The organism is Derxia gummosa DSM 723, assembly GCF_000482785.1.
Classification (GTDB): Bacteria; Pseudomonadota; Gammaproteobacteria; order Burkholderiales; family Burkholderiaceae_E; genus Derxia; species Derxia gummosa.
The window spans coordinates 1,171,919-1,187,365 of sequence record NZ_AXWS01000007.1 but is presented as its reverse complement, the minus strand read 5'-3'; the positions used below and the strand labels follow the sequence as shown (position 1 = coordinate 1,187,365).

Annotated in this window: 13 protein-coding genes; 5 read left to right on the top strand and 8 right to left on the bottom strand. The window is 71.8% G+C overall.

The features are described 5' to 3' along the window. Positions 1 to 609 precede the first annotated feature (609 nt). The 3 genes from H566_RS0106265 to H566_RS0106255 all read right to left on the bottom strand — a co-directional run bounded on the left by H566_RS0106265 (position 610) and on the right by H566_RS0106255 (position 4,354). Complete coding sequence (locus H566_RS0106265) at positions 610 to 2,004, bottom strand: aspartate aminotransferase family protein (RefSeq protein ID WP_028310764.1); 1,395 nt, start codon at positions 2,002 to 2,004, stop codon at positions 610 to 612. Positions 2,005 to 2,117: 113 nt separating this feature from the next. Beyond that, on the bottom strand, positions 2,118 to 3,485 hold the full coding sequence (locus tag H566_RS0106260; RefSeq protein ID WP_028310763.1) for a glutamine synthetase family protein: 1,368 nt from the start codon (positions 3,483 to 3,485) through the stop codon (positions 2,118 to 2,120). A gap of 119 nt (positions 3,486 to 3,604) precedes the next feature. Next, positions 3,605 to 4,354, bottom strand: a complete 750-nt coding sequence (locus H566_RS0106255; protein WP_028310762.1) for a gamma-glutamyl-gamma-aminobutyrate hydrolase family protein — start codon at positions 4,352 to 4,354, stop codon at positions 3,605 to 3,607. Between the two features lie 183 nt (positions 4,355 to 4,537). On the opposite strand from H566_RS0106255, the gene pdxR reads away from it, so the two are divergent. Further along, entirely contained in the window at positions 4,538 to 6,097 is a 1,560-nt protein-coding gene (pdxR, locus tag H566_RS23330) for a MocR-like pyridoxine biosynthesis transcription factor PdxR (RefSeq protein ID WP_245591294.1), read from the top strand. Between the two features lie 111 nt (positions 6,098 to 6,208). Here pdxR and H566_RS0106245 read toward each other — a convergent pair whose 3' ends face one another. Then, positions 6,209 to 7,846 (bottom strand): UdgX family uracil-DNA binding protein, encoded by a 1,638-nt coding sequence (locus H566_RS0106245; protein WP_028310761.1) that lies wholly within the window; start codon positions 7,844 to 7,846, stop codon positions 6,209 to 6,211. After that, on the bottom strand, positions 7,846 to 9,264 hold the full coding sequence (locus H566_RS23325) for a putative DNA modification/repair radical SAM protein (RefSeq protein ID WP_084544811.1): 1,419 nt from the start codon (positions 9,262 to 9,264) through the stop codon (positions 7,846 to 7,848). Before H566_RS23325 ends, H566_RS0106245 begins: the two co-directional genes overlap by 1 nt. 176 nt (positions 9,265 to 9,440) lie before the next feature. On the opposite strand from H566_RS23325, the gene H566_RS0106235 reads away from it, so the two are divergent. Continuing rightward, positions 9,441 to 9,881 carry a hypothetical protein gene (locus tag H566_RS0106235; protein ID WP_028310760.1) on the top strand — a complete coding sequence of 147 codons (441 nt, stop codon included), beginning with the start codon at positions 9,441 to 9,443 and terminating at the stop codon, positions 9,879 to 9,881. A 103-nt stretch (positions 9,882 to 9,984) separates the two neighbouring features. On the opposite strand, the gene H566_RS23320 is transcribed toward H566_RS0106235, so the two are convergent. Next, positions 9,985 to 10,431, bottom strand: coding sequence for a hemerythrin domain-containing protein (locus H566_RS23320; protein ID WP_051378148.1), 447 nt, complete (start codon positions 10,429 to 10,431; stop codon positions 9,985 to 9,987). Positions 10,432 to 10,670: 239 nt separating this feature from the next. Between H566_RS23320 and H566_RS28070 the strand changes: the two genes are divergently transcribed. Next, the gene (locus H566_RS28070) at positions 10,671 to 10,835 is read left to right on the top strand and encodes a hypothetical protein (protein ID WP_211238039.1); all 165 of its coding nucleotides are present in this window, start codon (positions 10,671 to 10,673) and stop codon (positions 10,833 to 10,835) included. 16 nt (positions 10,836 to 10,851) lie between these two features. Beyond that, on the top strand, positions 10,852 to 11,007 hold the full coding sequence (locus tag H566_RS28825) for a hypothetical protein (RefSeq protein ID WP_156924304.1): 156 nt from the start codon (positions 10,852 to 10,854) through the stop codon (positions 11,005 to 11,007). Positions 11,008 to 11,010: 3 nt separating this feature from the next. Here H566_RS28825 and H566_RS0106215 read toward each other — a convergent pair whose 3' ends face one another. Next, positions 11,011 to 12,552 (bottom strand): methyl-accepting chemotaxis protein, encoded by a 1,542-nt coding sequence (locus H566_RS0106215; RefSeq protein ID WP_028310759.1) that lies wholly within the window; start codon positions 12,550 to 12,552, stop codon positions 11,011 to 11,013. A 306-nt stretch (positions 12,553 to 12,858) separates the two neighbouring features. Between H566_RS0106215 and H566_RS0106210 the strand changes: the two genes are divergently transcribed. Continuing rightward, positions 12,859 to 13,458 carry a hypothetical protein gene (locus H566_RS0106210; RefSeq protein WP_156924303.1) on the top strand — a complete coding sequence of 200 codons (600 nt, stop codon included), beginning with the start codon at positions 12,859 to 12,861 and terminating at the stop codon, positions 13,456 to 13,458. A gap of 113 nt (positions 13,459 to 13,571) precedes the next feature. On the opposite strand, the gene H566_RS0106205 is transcribed toward H566_RS0106210, so the two are convergent. Beyond that, complete coding sequence (locus H566_RS0106205) at positions 13,572 to 15,020, bottom strand: NAD(P)/FAD-dependent oxidoreductase (RefSeq protein WP_051378146.1); 1,449 nt, start codon at positions 15,018 to 15,020, stop codon at positions 13,572 to 13,574. Between the last annotated feature and the right edge of the window lie 427 nt (positions 15,021 to 15,447).

The following is a 15,447-nucleotide window of genomic DNA, read 5'->3' as shown; positions in this document are numbered from 1 at the left end:
TGCCTCGGTCGTCTGCTTGCGACGAGCCGTCCCAGGCTCGTCGCTGCCTTCGCGCGGGACATGTGAAACGTCATGCACGACTCTCGTGCATGCGCTTGCAAGGCGGGGGAAAGGGAAGCGCATCAGGAGCGTGCCGCGCGGGTGTCAGGCCTCTGGGTTGCAGGAAACTGCTGGCGACTGCGACTGCGACTGCGACTGCGACTGCGACTGCGACTGCGACTGCGACTGCGACTGCGACTGCGACTGCGACCGGCGCGTGCGCGGCCCGGGCCGCATCGGACGCTCGATCCAACCGCGCGCCCATCGAGCCAGCCCAAGGGCCGCGCAGCGGCCCCATCAATCTCCGAGCAGTGACGCAGGCGTGGGGCGGTGGGGGTTGGCTTCGGCGGCGGGCCTCTGGCGTGCCGAGCGAACGAGGTAGACGGCGGTGAACGGCCGCAGGCCGTTCAGGCAATCCTGTCTGAGGTCCGGCAACGCCGGACCGAGTTGGATTGCCGGGCCGCCGGGCTACCGAAGGCAGCGAGGGAAGCCGGCCCCTCGGGGCCGGCCACGCCAGCGGCCCGCCGCCGAAGCCAACCCCCACCGCCCCGCGCCGGCCTCAACGAAAAATCAGCACCACCCACGCGCCCGCACATCCTCATACGTCCGATCGAGGCAGTAACGGATGCGCCGCAGCAGCTCATCCACCTCGTCCTCCGTCATGCACAGCGGCGGCGCGACGATCATCCGGTCGCCGACGGCGCGCATCACCAGCCCGTTGTCGAAGCAATGCTGGCGGCACACCATGCCCACGCCCAGTTCCGGCGCGAAGGGCACGAAGCCCGGCCCGTCCGCCGGTCCGCCCTTTTCCTTCGCCAGCACCAGCCCCGCCACGAAGCCCAGCGCCTCCGGTTCGGCCACCAGCGGATGGTCGGCCAGCGCCGCGAAGCCCTTGCGCAGCCTCGGCCCCGTCACTTCTGCAACCCTTTGCACGAGCCCTTCGCGCTCGATGATGTCGAGGTTGGCGAGCGCCACCGCGCAGGCCACCGGATGGCCCGAGTAGGTGTAGCCGTGCTCGAACTCGCCGCCCTTCTCGACGATGGCCTCGCCCACGCGGTCGCCCACCATCACGCCGCCGAGCGGGAAGTAGCCGCTCGTCACGCCCTTGGCGAAGGTCATGAGGTCGGGCTTGAAGCCCATGCGCTGGCTGCCCCACCACGACCCGAGCCGGCCGAAGCCGCAGATGACCTCGTCGGCCACGATGAGGATGTCGTACTTGCGGCAGATGCGTTCGATCTCGGTCCAGTAGCTCGCGGGCGGGATGATCACGCCGCCCGCACCCTGCACCGGCTCGCCGATGAAGGCGCCGACATTCTCCGGCCCGAGTTCGAGGATCTTGTCTTCCAGCCAGCTCGCGGCGAGCTTGCCGAAGGCTTCGCGGTCCATGCCGTGGCCGTGCTCGACCCAGTAGGGCTGGTCGATGTGGGCGATGCCCGGGATCGGCAGGCCGCCCTGTTCGTGCATGTACTTCATGCCGCCGAGCGAGGCGCCCGCCACCGTGCTGCCGTGATAGGCGTTCCAGCGGCTGATGATGGTGCTGCGCTTCGGCTGGCCCATCACGCTCCAGTAGTGGCGCACGAGGCGCAGCACCGTGTCGTTGCCCTCCGAGCCCGAGCCCGAGAAGAACACGCGCGAGAAGCCCGGCGACAGCTCGGCCAGCTTGGCCGCCAGCAGGATCGACGGCTCGGTCGTGGTCTGGAAGAAGCTGTTGTAGTAGGGCAGCTCGGCCATCTGGCGGTGCGCCGCGTCGGCCAGTTCGGTGCGTCCGTACCCCACATTGACGCACCACAGGCCCGACATGCCGTCGAGGATGCGATGACCTTCGCGGTCGGTGATCCAGATGCCCTCGGCCTTGCTGATGATGCGCGCGCCCTTCGCGGCGAGCGCCTTCGTGTCGGTGAAGGGATGGATGAAGTGCGCGCTGTCGAGCGCTTGCAGTTCGCGGGTGCTGAGGCTGGCGTTCATGGCGCGGCTCCAGGGCGGTGAGACGGTTGCGGCACTGCCGCGTGCGGGAGGAGGGCGGGCGCTCTGCGGCGCCCCGGGTGTGGCAGGCGGGCGCGCCGCGCCCGCGTGGTTCGTCAGACGTGCAGCAGCAGGTGCTCGCGCTCCCACGGGCTGATCACGCGCATGAACTCGTCATGTTCGGCGAGCTTCACGAGCTTGTAGACGGTGCAGAAGCGGTTGCCGAGCAGCTCCTGCAGCGCGGGCGCTTCGTCGAGCAGGCCGATCGCTTCGCTCAGGCTGCGCGGCAGCTGGTAGTCGCTGTGGTACGCGCTGCCCTTGCTCTCGGGCGAGGGCTCGATGCGTTCCTGCATGCCGAGCCAGCCGCAGGCCAGCGTGACGGCGGCGGCCACATAGGGGTTGGCGTCGGAGCCGATGACGCGGTTCTCCACGCGCCGCGCCTCGGGCGTCGAATGCGGGATGCGGATGCCGACGGTGCGGTTGTCGCGGCCCCATTGCAGGTTGATCGGCGCGGCCGTGTGGCGCACCAGGCGGCGGTAGCTGTTGACGTAAGGCGCGAGGAAGGCCATCGCCGCCGGCAGGTATTTCTGCAGGCCGCCGATGTAGTGCCGGAAGGCCTCCGACGGCTCGCCCGCTTCGGTGCTGAAGATGTTGCGGCCGGTCTCGGCGTTCACCACGCTTTGGTGGATGTGCATCGCGCTGCCGGGCTCGTTGGCCATCGGCTTGGCCATGAAGGTCGCGTACATCTTGTGGCGCAGCGCGGCCTCGCGCAGCGTGCGCTTGAAGTAGAAGACCTTGTCGGCCAGCTCCAGCGGATCGCCGTGCAGGAAGTTGATCTCCATCTGGCCGGCGCCCATCTCGTGGATGAGCGTGTCCACTTCGAGTTCCATCACGTCGCAGTAGTCGTAGATGTCCTCGAACAGCGGGTCGAATTCATTCACCGCGTCGATGCTGTAGTGCTGGCGGCTGGTCTCGGCGCGGCCGCTGCGGCCGATCGGCGGCGTGAGCGGCATGTCCGGGTTGCTGCTCTGCGCGACGAGATAGAACTCGAGCTCCGGCGCGATCACCGCCTTGAGGCCGGCCCTGGCGTACAGCTCGCGCACATGGCGCAGCACGGTGCGCGGCGCGTAGTCCACGAGCTTGCCGTCGTGGAAGTAGCAGTCGTGGATGACCTGGGCGGTCGGGTCGGTGGCCCAGGGCACGAGGCGCACCGTCGAGGCATCTGGAATCAGGACCATGTCGCGGTCGTTTTCCGAGATGACCTGGTTGTAGGCCTCGCTGTCCGGGGCTTCGCCCGTGACGGTCATGCCGAGCACGGCTTCGGGCAGGCGCATGCCCCGGTCTTCCTTGAATTTCTCGCGCGGCAGGATCTTGCCGCGCGCCACGCCGGTCAGGTCGGGCACGAGGCATTCGATCTCGGTCACGCGGCGTTCGTTGAGCCACAGTTCGAGGTCGGCGTGGCCGAAGTTTTCGCGGGTCGCCATGGTTCACTCCTTGGGGAAATGTGCGGCGCGCCTGGATGTTCGTGCGCGCCGCCTTGAGGGCCGCGCACGCAAATGGCATGCGCGCGGGCCAACCTTGAAGCCGGATGTGCGGTCCGCCGTCAGGAGGGCGGGCGCCAGTCGCGGCAGGCCGCGCCGAAGGCGCGGAAGATGGAAACCGAAATCGGGTTATCGGCGGCGCGCCATTCGGGATGCCATTGCATCGCGAGCGAGAAGCCCGGATGCGCGTCGATGCTGAAGGCTTCGACAAGGCCGTCGGGCGCCGTGGCCTCGACGGTGAGGCCGGGCGCGAGCCGGCCGATGCCCTGGCCATGCAGCGAGTTGACCTCGAAGCTTTCACGGCCGGTGATGGCGGCAAGCCGGCCGCCGGGCGCGACATGCAGCGCATGCGCGGGCGCGTACTGCACCTCGGGCGGCGCGTCCTTCGGCTCGCGATGGTCGAGCGCGCCGGGCTGCTCGTGCACCGCCTGGCGCAGCGTGCCGCCGAGGGCGACGTTCACTTCCTGCAGGCCGCGACAGATCGCGAGCAGCGGCAGGCCGAGTTCGACGGCGCGGCGGATGAGCAGGAAGGTGACTTCGTCGCGCTCGGGATCGAGCGGCAGAGCGGGGTTGTGCACGCCTTCGCCGAAGCGCGACGGATGCACGTTGGACGGCGAGCCGGTGAGCATCACGCCCGAGGCGGCGCGCAGATAGGTCTCGACATCGCGCGCGGCCGGGCTGATGAGCGGCAGCGGCAGGCAGTCGGCCACGTCATGCACGGCGGCGGCGTACTTGCGGCCGAGGATGAAGAAGGGATGGCCACCGAGTTCCCGGTTGCAGCAAGGCAGCAGCACGAAGGGGCGGGCGGTCATGGCCTGGAGCGGACGTGGAGTGTTCTGGAGGGTGCCCGGCGCGCGAAACGATTGTGTCGGCCGCACGAGGGCGCTTGGGACTGCGTGAGTCGGCGTGAAGCTTGCATGACGCTTTGGTACTCTTGAAAGAACCACTTTGCCAGCCGTGAAGGTGCCAATTTGAGCATCGCCCCGATTGCCGACATGCTCGCCCGAGAGCTTGCCGAAGCCGATTTCCATCCGCGCCTGCCGATGCACCGGCGGCTGTACGAGTCATTGCGCGGCGCCATCCTCAGCCGCCGGCTCGGGCCGGGCGAGCGCCTGCCGTCGTCGCGCGACCTCGCGGCCGAGCTGGGCCTGTCGCGCAACACCGTGCTGTCGGCGCTCAACCAGCTGCTCGCCGAGGGCTATGTGGAGGCGACGATCGGCAGCGGAACTTACGTGTCGCATGCGATCGCGAACGCGCCGGTACCCATCCCCGTGGCGGTGGCGCGCGAGGAGGCGCGGCGGCGGCGCAATCCGGGGCCGGGCATGCTGTTGTCGGCGCGCGGCGCGCTGCTGACGGGCCGGCGCGCGAGCGAGCATGTCGAGATCCAGCCCTTCGCGGGCCAGGACGACGATTACGACGGCTTCCCGTTCAAGGTGTGGCAGCGCCTGCAGGCGCGGCAATGGCGCAATGCGCGCGCCGAGCTGCTCGACTACGACCACGGCGGCGGCCACCCCGCGCTGCGCCGCGCGATCGCCGACTACCTGCGCGTGTCGCGCTCGGTCAATGTCACGCCCGATCAGGTGCTCATCACGCCGGGCACGCAGCAGTCGCTCGACCTGTGCGCGCGGCTGCTGGCCGACAGCGGCGATCTGGCCTGGTTCGAGAACCCCGGCTACTGGGCCGCCGAACGTGTGCTGCGCGGCAACGGCCTGCAACTGCGGCCGGTGGCGGTGGATGCCGAGGGCCTTGCACCCAGCGAGGACGACTTCGCCACGCGCGCCAAGCTCATCTACGTGACGCCGTCGCACCAGTACCCGACCGGCGTGGTGATGAGCCTCGCGCGGCGGCGCGCGCTGCTGGAGTACGCGGCGCGCACCGGCGCCTGGATTCTCGAGGACGACTACGACGCCGAGTTCCGCTACGAGGGCCGGCCGGTGGCCTCGCTGCAAGGGCTGGATGACGCGGGCCGCGTGATCTACATGGGCACCTTCTCGAAGGTGCTGTATCCGGGGTTGCGCATCGGCTACATGGTCGTGCCGCCGGCGATCGCGGCCGACATGCAGACCGGGCTGTACGACCTGCACCGGCCGGGGCAGCTGCTGATGCAGGCGGCGCTGGCCGAGTTCATCCAGCTCGGCTATTTCGCGAGCCACATCCGGCGCCAGCGGCAGGTGTATGCCGAGCGGCGCCAGCGTTTGACCAGCGTGCTGCGCGAGGTGCTGGGCGAGGGCATCGAGCTGTCGCCGGTGCAGACCGGCATGCATCTGGTGGTCTACCTGCCGGCGGGCGCCGACGACGTGGCGCTGGCCGAGGAATGCGCGGATGCGGGGCTGAACGTGCGGCCGCTGTCGCGCTACTACCTCGACGCGCCGGGCGGGCGGCGGGGCGGCCTCGTGATCGGCTATGCGTATGTGAAGAGCCCGGGCATCGAGCCGGGCGCGCGCAAGCTGGGCGCGGTGCTGGGGCGGCTGTTCGCGCCAGCGCCGAAGGCGCGCGCGAAGCGCGGCGGCGTGGCGGCGCGCACGGCGCCGCGGCGGGTGGGCGTGGCGGGTTGACTGCCGCCCGGGCGGTGTGACGCGGCTGCGGCCGGGGAGTTGCGGCGCGGCAGGCTGGCGCCCGACCGGCGTGCGAACACGCCACGGCTTGCAAACCTTTGCAGACCGAGACTATCCGCCGCCGTCCGAGGCGAGCGCCAGGTCGGCGACGAAGCGGGCATGCGCCGCTTCCTGCGCCTCGGGCGGCAGGCGCAGCAGATAGCTCGGGTGGACGGTCACGAGCAGCTTCCACGGTCGACCGGGCAGGTCCATGACGCGCCCGCGATTGGCTTCGATCGGCGTCGGCCGGCCGGTGAGGGCGCGCGCCGCCGTGGCGCCGAGGGCGACCACGAGTCGCGGCCCGACGAGTTCCAGCTCGCGCTCCAGCCAGGGCCGACAGGCGGCGATCTCGCGCTGGCCGGGCGACTTGTGCAGCCGGCGCTTGCCGCGCAGCTCGTAGCCGAAGTGCTTGACCGCGTTGGTGACGTAGGCCTCGTCGCGCGCGACACCGGCCTGGGCGAGCGCACGGTCGAGGAGCTGGCCGGCGGGGCCGATGAAGGCGCGGCCTGCGATGTCCTCGCGGTCGCCCGGCGCTTCGCCCACGAGCATCACGCGCGCGCCGGGCCGGCCGGCGCCGGGCACGGCCTGCGTCGCGGGCTGCCATAGCGGGCAGGCGCGGCAGTGGCGCTCGGCCTCGGCGAGGGCGTCGAGCGTGGCGGCTTCGGCGGCGGCCGGGACGGCGGATTCGGGGGCAAGGGTGTCGGGCGGCGGGGCGTCATGGCCAAGCGCGCGGCCGTCGTGCGTGGCGGTCGGCAGGGGCGCCGTCGCCGGTTCGTCTGAAGCTGCATCCGGCGTGCGGCTTTTGCGCGCGGGAGCGGTGTCGCGGATCATGGCCTCGGTCCTTTCCTGCGCGGCCGCCCCGAGCGGCGCGATCAGGCCGGCTTCGGGCAGGTTGCGCCAGTACTTGCGCGGCATCTGCGATTGCATGGTGCGCACCTTGAGTCGCGCGGGGTTGAAGATGCTCGCGTAGTAGTCGCGCCAGAGGTCTTCCATCGCGTCGTCGGCGGGCGCGTCGGCGCGCGTGGCGCCGGGGCCGAAGGCGAGCGCATGGCCGTCCCAGCGCGCGCTGCGCAGCGGCGTGAGGATGGCCCAGCGCATCGCCGCGAAGCGCCGCGCGAAGAAGGGCGCGACCGCCTCGACGATGTGGTGCTCGGGCTCGAACCAGGCGATGTAGCCGGACTCGGTGGCGGCATCCCGCGTTGAAGCGGTTGCGTCATCCGCCGCCGGATCGGCAGACGCGGCAACGCCGTCGTGCGCGACCGCGCCCGGCACCTCGCGAAAGCGCACATAGGCCTTCATCTTGTGGGCGTCGCGGCGCACCGCCGAGGCCCAGCGCAGGGCCTGGCCCACGTCGGCGTCCATCGCCACGTCGAGCAGGCGCGGCTCGGATTGCAGCCGCCAGAGCAGCCTGTACATGAGCGCGAAGCGGCGCGGATCGCGGTGGAGCAGGGCGCGCTTGCAGAGGTCGAGGAAGGCGGGTGGCACGCGCGGCGTGGCGGCGTCGCCGGGCGGCGCGGCGTCGGCGTCGTAGGCGGCGAGCGGCTCGGTGGCGAGAGCCGCGTCGCTCGCGGCCGGCGCGCCGAACAGGTCATCCGCCGCGCCGACCGACCAGCTCACCGCCTCGGGCGGAATGCCGTCGCGCGCCAGCCCGCGCGCGGCGGCGCGCCAGCCCGCGAGGTCGGTGTCGCTCGCGAGGACGATGCTGCGCATCAGTCGTCTCCAAACAGCGAGGGCTGGGCCGGGCGCGGCGCGGCCGGCGCGGGGGCCGGCGCTGCGGCCGGCGGCGGGGCTTCCGCTTGGGCAGCCACTCCTGCAATCGCTTGCAAACTCTCGCCCTCCGCCTGCAGCTCACCCTCTTCCCGCGCCGGTGGCGGCGCATCGAACAGCCCGATCTGCGCCGACCGCAGCCTTGCCGCGAGCACCGCCGATTCCACCTCGTCGCCCGCGCCCGGGCGATGCCCCGGCAGCGTCACGAAGGGCAGGACCTTGGCCAGCGGCAGCCGCAGCCGCGCGAGGTCGTCGAGCGTCACCGCGCGCACCCGCCGCGCGTCGAGGATGCGCGCCACATTGCGCACGCCCAGCCCCGGCACCCGCAGCAGCGTCTCCTTGTCGGCGCGGTTGATGTCCACCGGAAAGCGCTCGCGATGGCGCAGCGCCCAGGCCAGCTTCGGGTCCATGCCGAGGTCGAGCATGCCGTCGCCGCCGGTGGCGATCTCGTCGGCCGCGAAGCCGTAGAAGCGCATCAGCCAGTCGGCCTGATACAGCCGGTGCTCGCGCAGCAGCGGCGCGGCGCGCGCGGGCAGGTCGGTGCTCGCGTCAGGAATCGGGCTGAAGGCCGAGTAGTACACGCGCCGCAGCCGGTAGCCGCCGTACAGGCGCGCGCTCAGCGTGAGGATGCGGCGGTCGTCGCTCGCGTCGGCGCCGACGATGAGCTGGGTGCTCTGCCCACCGGGCGCGAAGCGCGGCGGCTTGCGCGCGGGCGTGGCGTTGCTGATGCGGCGAGCCTCGCGCGCCGCGTCCTTCGCCTCGTCGATGCGCCCGCGCAGCCCGGCCATCGAGCGGCGGATGCTGGCCGGGTCTTTCTCGGGCGCGAGCCGCGCGAGGCTGTCGGCGCTCGGCAGCTCGACGTTGATGCTCAGGCGGTCGGCCCAGCGCCCGGCCTCGTCGATGAGCGCCTGGTCGGCGTCGGGAATCGTCTTCAGGTGGATGTAGCCGCGAAAGCCGTGCTCGGAGCGCAGCAGCTTCGCCACGCGCACCAGCTGCTCCATCGTGTAGTCGGGCGTGCGGATGATGCCGCTGCTCAGGAACAGGCCCTCGATGTAGTTGCGGCGGTAGAAGTCGAGCGTGAGCTTCACCACCTCCTCGGGCGTGAAGCGGGCGCGTCGCACGTCGCTGCTCGCGCGGTTGATGCAGTAGCGGCAGTCGTACACGCACCAGTTCGTGAGCAGGATCTTGAGCAGCGAGATGCAGCGCCCGTCGGGCGCATAGCTGTGGCAGATGCCCATGCCCTCGGTCGAGCCCAGGCCCTTGCCGTCGCGCGAGTCGCGCCGCGTCGTGCCGCTCGACGCGCAGGAGGCGTCGTACTTGGCGGCGTCGGCGAGGATGCGGAGCTTGTCGCGGAGGTTCATCGGCGGGAGCGGGCGGGCGGAGGGCGGAGGCGGCGCTGCACCGGCCATGCGGCGTATGGCACAGGCGACTTTCGACCGCCACTGGCACCACCGGTTCGCACGTTCATCCGGCTGGATGCAACGGCGGATTTCAAGCGCATGCGCGACGCATCCGGCTGGCGCCAGCATGCGCGCCCATGAAAAAAGCACGCACCTTCCTCCGCCCGCTCCTGGCCGCGCTCGCCGTGGTGGCCGTCATTCCCGCTGCCCAGGCCGCCGACTACGCCTGCCGCCAGACCGGCGACATCGCCGCGATGCCGCCGCTCATCCCCAAGCCCATCCACCTGGACGAATGCACGGCCTTCTCCGGACCGCAGGCGCTGGAAGTCGGCAAGGCCTGGTGCGCCCAGGCCACCAACGGCACGCTCGGCCCGAGCGCGCCGCCGGTCGTGAAGGTGGTGGCGTCCTGCGCGCCGGGCGCGGTCGGCATCTGCCGCATGAACATGGGCGGCGGCGCGGTGAAGATCGAGCGGCATTTCTACGTGGCCGACGCGGGCACGGGCGGCATCGCCAACCTGCGCAAGACCTGCGAAGCCTCGGCGCCGGGTGCGCCGGCCGGCGTGTTCGTCACGCCCTGAGGCCGGCGCCGCCGTGCCGCCGGCGGCCACGCGCGGCCGATGGCGGCACGCCTGACCGATGGCGGCACGGCCATGGCCGCATGCCCGGCCGAGGCCGCCGCGCTCAGGCGTGGGCCAGCAGCGCTTCCTTCCCCTTGAGGAAGGCGTCCGCCATCTTCTCGCGCCTGCCGTCGTCGAACTCGCTGGCGAGGCAGTCGAAGATTTCCGACTCCTCCTCCTCGATGTGGTGCTCCAGCATTTCCTTCAGCACCTTGGCGCGCGCCTTCCACGGCGCGGTCGAGGGGCTGCCGTGGCTGAGCTGCTCCAGCAGGTTGTCGACCAGCGCATGCTCGACCTCGCCTTCGAAGCCCAACTCCTTCTCGTCCTCGGCATCGAGCTTCTTGAGCGCCGCGTACACCACCTTCTCCTCGCTGCGCGAATGCGCGACGAGGGCTTCCTTCATCTGCCGGAACAGGTTCTTCGCCTCGGTGGCGTCGTCGGTCGAGCAGATCTGCGTGATGAGCTGCTTGACCTCGTCGTGGTCCTGCTTGAGGCAATCGCGAATGTCCATCTGTGGCTCCTCGGTGAGTGGCTCGCCCCGGTGTTCGAGGCGTGGAGCCGATGGTGCGAAGCGATGGCCGGCGCGCGTGTCCGCCGCGCGGGCCGGGCGCGCGTAGGCGGATGACGGCGGACGGTGTCGGCGCCGACGCGCCGGCCGCTTCAATCGCATCGACGCTCGCGCCCGACACCGGTGTCGGTGCCGGGGATGATGCGGGCGCGGCATGTCGCCGCCGTTCCCGCCCCCGTCCCATGAACAGCCAGAACCGCTGGACCCGCGACCAGCTCAAGCTCGCCTTCCACCTGTATTGCCAGCTCCCGTTCGGCCGGCTGCACGCGCGCAACCCCGAAGTCATGGCGCTGGCGCGGCTGCTCGGCCGCACGCCGTCGGCGCTGGCGATGAAGCTCGTCAACTGACGCCGATCTGCGCATCGTGCTGTCGGCATCGATGCGGCGCTGCGCCGACGACTTCGCGCGACAGGCGCTCGTCACGCTGGAAGGCCGGCGCATCGAGCTGCCCGAGCGCTTCGCGCCCGACGCCGGCCTGCTCGCGCGCCACCGCGCCGAGGTCTTCCTCGACGCCCGCTGACCGTCACCCCAGCCGGAACGCCGCCACCGCCACGCTCAGCTTCTCGGCCTCGCCCGACAGCGACTTCGCCGCCGCCGCCGCCTGCTCGACCAGCGCCGCGTTCTGCTGCGTCACCTGGTCCATGCGCGCGACCGCGCTGCCCACCTGTTCCAGGTTCCCGCTCTGCTCGCCCGAGGCCGCAGCGATCTCCTCCACCAGCGTCGAGACACTGCGCACCGAGGCGAGCAGGCCGGCCATCGTCTCGCCGGCGCGGTTGGCCATCGCCACCCCGCCGTCCACCTGGGCGGTCGATTCGCCGATGAGTTCGGCGATCTCCTTGGCCGCCGTCGCGCTGCGCTGGGCCAGGGCGCGCACCTCGCTCGCCACCACGGCGAAGCCGCGCCCCTGTTCGCCGGCACGGGCCGCCTCGACCGCCGCGTTCAGCGCGAGGATGTTGGTCTGGAAGGCGATGCCGTCGATCACGCCCACGATGTCGCGGATGCGCGTCGAGCTGGCGCTGATGCCGCCGATCGTCCGCACCACCGAGGCCACCACCTCGTGGCCGTCGGCGGCGGTGCGCGAGGCATCGGCCGCCAGGTCGCTCGCGCGGCGCGCGTTGTCGGCGGTGCGCTTCACCATGCCGGTCAGGTCTTCCATGCTGGCCGAGGTCTCCTCCAGCGAGGCGGCCTGCTCCTCGGTGCGCTGCGAGAGGTTGGCATTGCCCTCGGCGATCTCGCGCGTGCCGGTGTCGATCACCTCGGTGCCGTCGCGGATGCCGCGCACGATGCCGGCGAGTTCGCCCTGCATGCGCGCCAGCGAGCCGAGCAGGCTGTCGCGGCCGGTGCCGGCGGTCAGGTGCACAGGCTCGGCCAGGTTGCCGTCGGCGATGCGCTGCGCGACCCGCACCGCGTATTCGAGATCGCCACCGAGCGCGGCCCGCGTGCTCGACAGCGTGCGCCTGGCCAGCAGCGCCACCAGCGCCACCGCCACGGCGCCGATCGCGCCCAGCAGCAGCGCGGTGCGCCGGAAGGCCTCGCCGATGTCGTTCATGAAGAAGCCGGTACCGAGCCACCAGCCCCATTCCTTGATCTCGACCACGCCGTTGAGCTTGGTCGTCATCACGCCGTCGGGGTCGGTCGAGCGGTGCAGATCGACCATGTAGAAGCCGATGTGGTTGCGCGCCAGCTCCTCGCGGATCGTGTCGGTGTCGCGGCGGCCGTCGGCCATGCGGGTGGCCGCGGTGGTGCCGAGCAGCTTCGGGTTGACATGCACCAGCAGCAGGCCGTCGGGCAGGCGCACGAAGTAGTAGCTGCGCGTCTCGTCGTTGAGCGCCGACAGCGCTTCGCGGGCGCGCTTCTGGGCCTCGTCGCGCGTGAGCTCGCCGGCCGCCTCGCGCTTCTGGAAGCTCGCCACCAGCTTCTCGGCGTGCAGCAGCATGGTGGTGATCTGGGCGCGGCGGTCGTCGAGCATCGACTGGCGCAGCACGAACATCGAGGCGCTGACCAGTGCCGTCATCGCGATCAGGGCGGTCGCGGTCAGCACCAGCAGGCGGGTGGAAATCTTCATCGGGGGTCTCCATGAGGGCCGACGCCGGCACTGGCCCATCCATCGGCACGCTAGCCGCGCAACACCCGGATGAATTGCCTGATCTCCGGTGTTACAGCGGCGTTCCTTCCGCCTCCCTTGCCCGGGTGAGCGCGCTTGCGGGGGCGGGTTTCCGCGCCGTTGCGCAGGCCGCCCGTTTCATGACAGCCGACACAATTCCGCACTGTGCAAAGACGGCGTGAAAGCTCGCTCGCTTCCCGTCTGACGAAAATTCGCGGGCAGCAATCCCCATGAAATTCTCGTCATCCCATCAGGAGGAGTTCGCGCATGCGAATGCCAATGAAGAAAGGCGCGGCGGCCCTGCTGCTCGCGCTCGCGGGCGCCGGGGCGCAGGCGGCCACCACGCCGCTGAGCCTCGACTACACCGTGACCGAGCTGACCCCGGGCAGCTACTCGTACACCTTCAATCTCGTGCTCACCAACGCCAGCGGCAGCTGGGCGTCGGGCCAGCAATGGGACTGGATCACCTTCGGCGAATACAACGCCGCCAGCAGCCCGACCGGCTTCGGCTCGAACTGGACCTGGACCGGCACCCCGGCCGGCACCACGACCTACACCTCGGTTGGCGGCCATGCCGGCCCGGCGCTCACGATCGGCGTGAGCGGCGCGCTGCCCGGCTGGGCGCCGACGGCGGTCGGTGACTCGCTCACCTGGTCGGGCACCTCGTCGGTGCTGCTGACCCAAGGCAACCTGCACTGGTCCACCGTGGTGATCGGCAGCGGCGCGACCGCCGCCAACTTCGCCACCGCGACCCAGGTCGCGGCGGTGCCGGAGCCGACCAGCGCCGCGTTCATCGCGGTCGGCCTGCTCGGCCTCGGCCTGCGCTCGAAGCTGCGGCGCGGCCGCGCCGCGACGATCACGGCCTGATCGTCCCCGGCGGGACACGACGGCGGGCGCCCTCGCGGGCGACCCGCCGTTTTTCATGGATGGAGGATCCGGTGCGCCGGCCCCGGGCGCGGCCGCGACGCCGGCGCGCGGCCTCAGCCGAGCCGGTCGCGCAGCCGGTACCAGGCCATGCCGAGCGCCAGCGCCGGCGCGCGCAGCAGCGCGCCGCCCGGAAAGCCCCGGTGCCGCAGCGCCGCGAACACGTCGAAGCGCTCGGCCGTGCCCGCGATGGCCTCGGCCACGAGCTGGCCCGCCAGTCCCGCCAGCGCCACGCCATGGCCCGAGAAGCCCTGCACGTAGTACACGTCGCGCGCCAGCCGGCCGAAGTCGGGCGCGCGGTTCATGGTGATGTCGACGAAGCCGCCCCACAGGTAGTCGATCGCCACGCCGCGCAGCTGCGGGAACACCGTCTCGATGCGCGCGCGCATGCTGGCGGGGAGGTCGGTCGGCATGTGGCTCGCGTAGCTCACGCGGCCGCCGAACAGCAGCCGGTGGTCGGCCGAGCGGCGGAAGTAGTCGAGCACGAAGGCGTTGTCGCAGACCGCCGCGTCGCTCGGGATGAGCGCCTCGGCGCGCTCGCGGCCGAGCGGCTCGGTCGCGGCGATGTAGGTGCCGACCGGCATCACGCGCGCCGCCAGCTTCGGCGCCAGCCGCCCGCGCACCGGGTCGAGCCCGAAGCTGTTGAGCGTGGCGTTGCCCGCGAGCAGCACATGGCGCGCGCGCAGCATGCCGCGCTCGGTGCGGATGAGCGTGCCGCCGCGCTCGCCGGCCAGGAAGACGCCGGTGCGGTCGAAGGCGCTCGACGGTTCGGCGCTGGCGGCGGTCTCCATCGCCAGCACGCGTGTGTTCTCGTGGAAGGTCACGCCCAGCCGCGCGGCCAGCTCGCCCAGGCCGAGCGCGTAGCGCAGCGGATGCAGATGCCCGCCCGACGGGTCGTAGCTGCCGGCCAGATAGCGCTCCGACGCGATCCACGGCGCGAGGTCGCGGCCGTCGATCCAGCTCAGCCGGCGGTGGCCGTACTTCTCGACCGCGTCGGCATGCGACTGGCGCAGGCCGCGCAGATGGTGCGGGCGGATCGCCACGCTGAGCGCGCCGGGCCGCCAGTCGCAGTCCTCGCCGGTGGCCGCGACGATGGCGGCGCGCCGGCGCGAGATGAGGTCGATCGACTCGACCGTCATGTCCCACACCTGGCGCGCGCGCGTCGCGCCGAGCTGGCGCTCGATCACGCCCATGTCGCAGGCGAGGCCCGCGAGCACCTGGCCGCCGTTGCGCCCCGACGCGCCCGAGCCGACGCGGCGCGCCTCCAGCACCCGCACGCGATAGCCGCGCATCGCCAGCTCGATCGCCGCCGACAGCCCCGCGAAGCCCGCGCCGACGATGGCCACGTCGCACACCGCCGTGCCTTCGAGCGGCGCATGCGGCGGCCGGCGCCCGAGGCGGTCGGTGCTGGCCGAATACCAGGAGCGTGCCGACAGCACTTCGTCGATGCGCAGCAGGGGATCGTCGCCGGGCAGGCTGCCGTCGATGGTGGCGGGGCGCGGCATGGCGGGGGGCAGGGAGGGGCGGTCGTTCATGCGCGCGGCTCCCGGCCCGGCACGCCGCCGGCGACGGCAGGCGGCACGGCGGGCCGCAGGGCGAGGCCGGCCGGGACCGGAGGCGCGGACGCGGCCAGCTGGCCGAAGCAGGAGGACGGGAGAAGGGGCACGGTGCGGCGGCGGAGAAGAGTGGCGCGAGCGCGGGAAGCGGAAGTGTGCATTTTCATCGGCAAGCGATGTGTGAATGCCGCCGCCCCCTAGCCGGCCCGACGGCAGGCCGCGCGAATGGGGCGGGCGTTGGCGCCAACCGACAACCGGCCGCGAACCGTCATTTGCGACGCGCCCGGCTGCCCGCCGCTTATCGGCGCCCGCCTACATGCGCTCGGGCGCGGCGCCGGGAAGGGATCGCGCCGGCACCGGACGCGCGCGGCGGCGG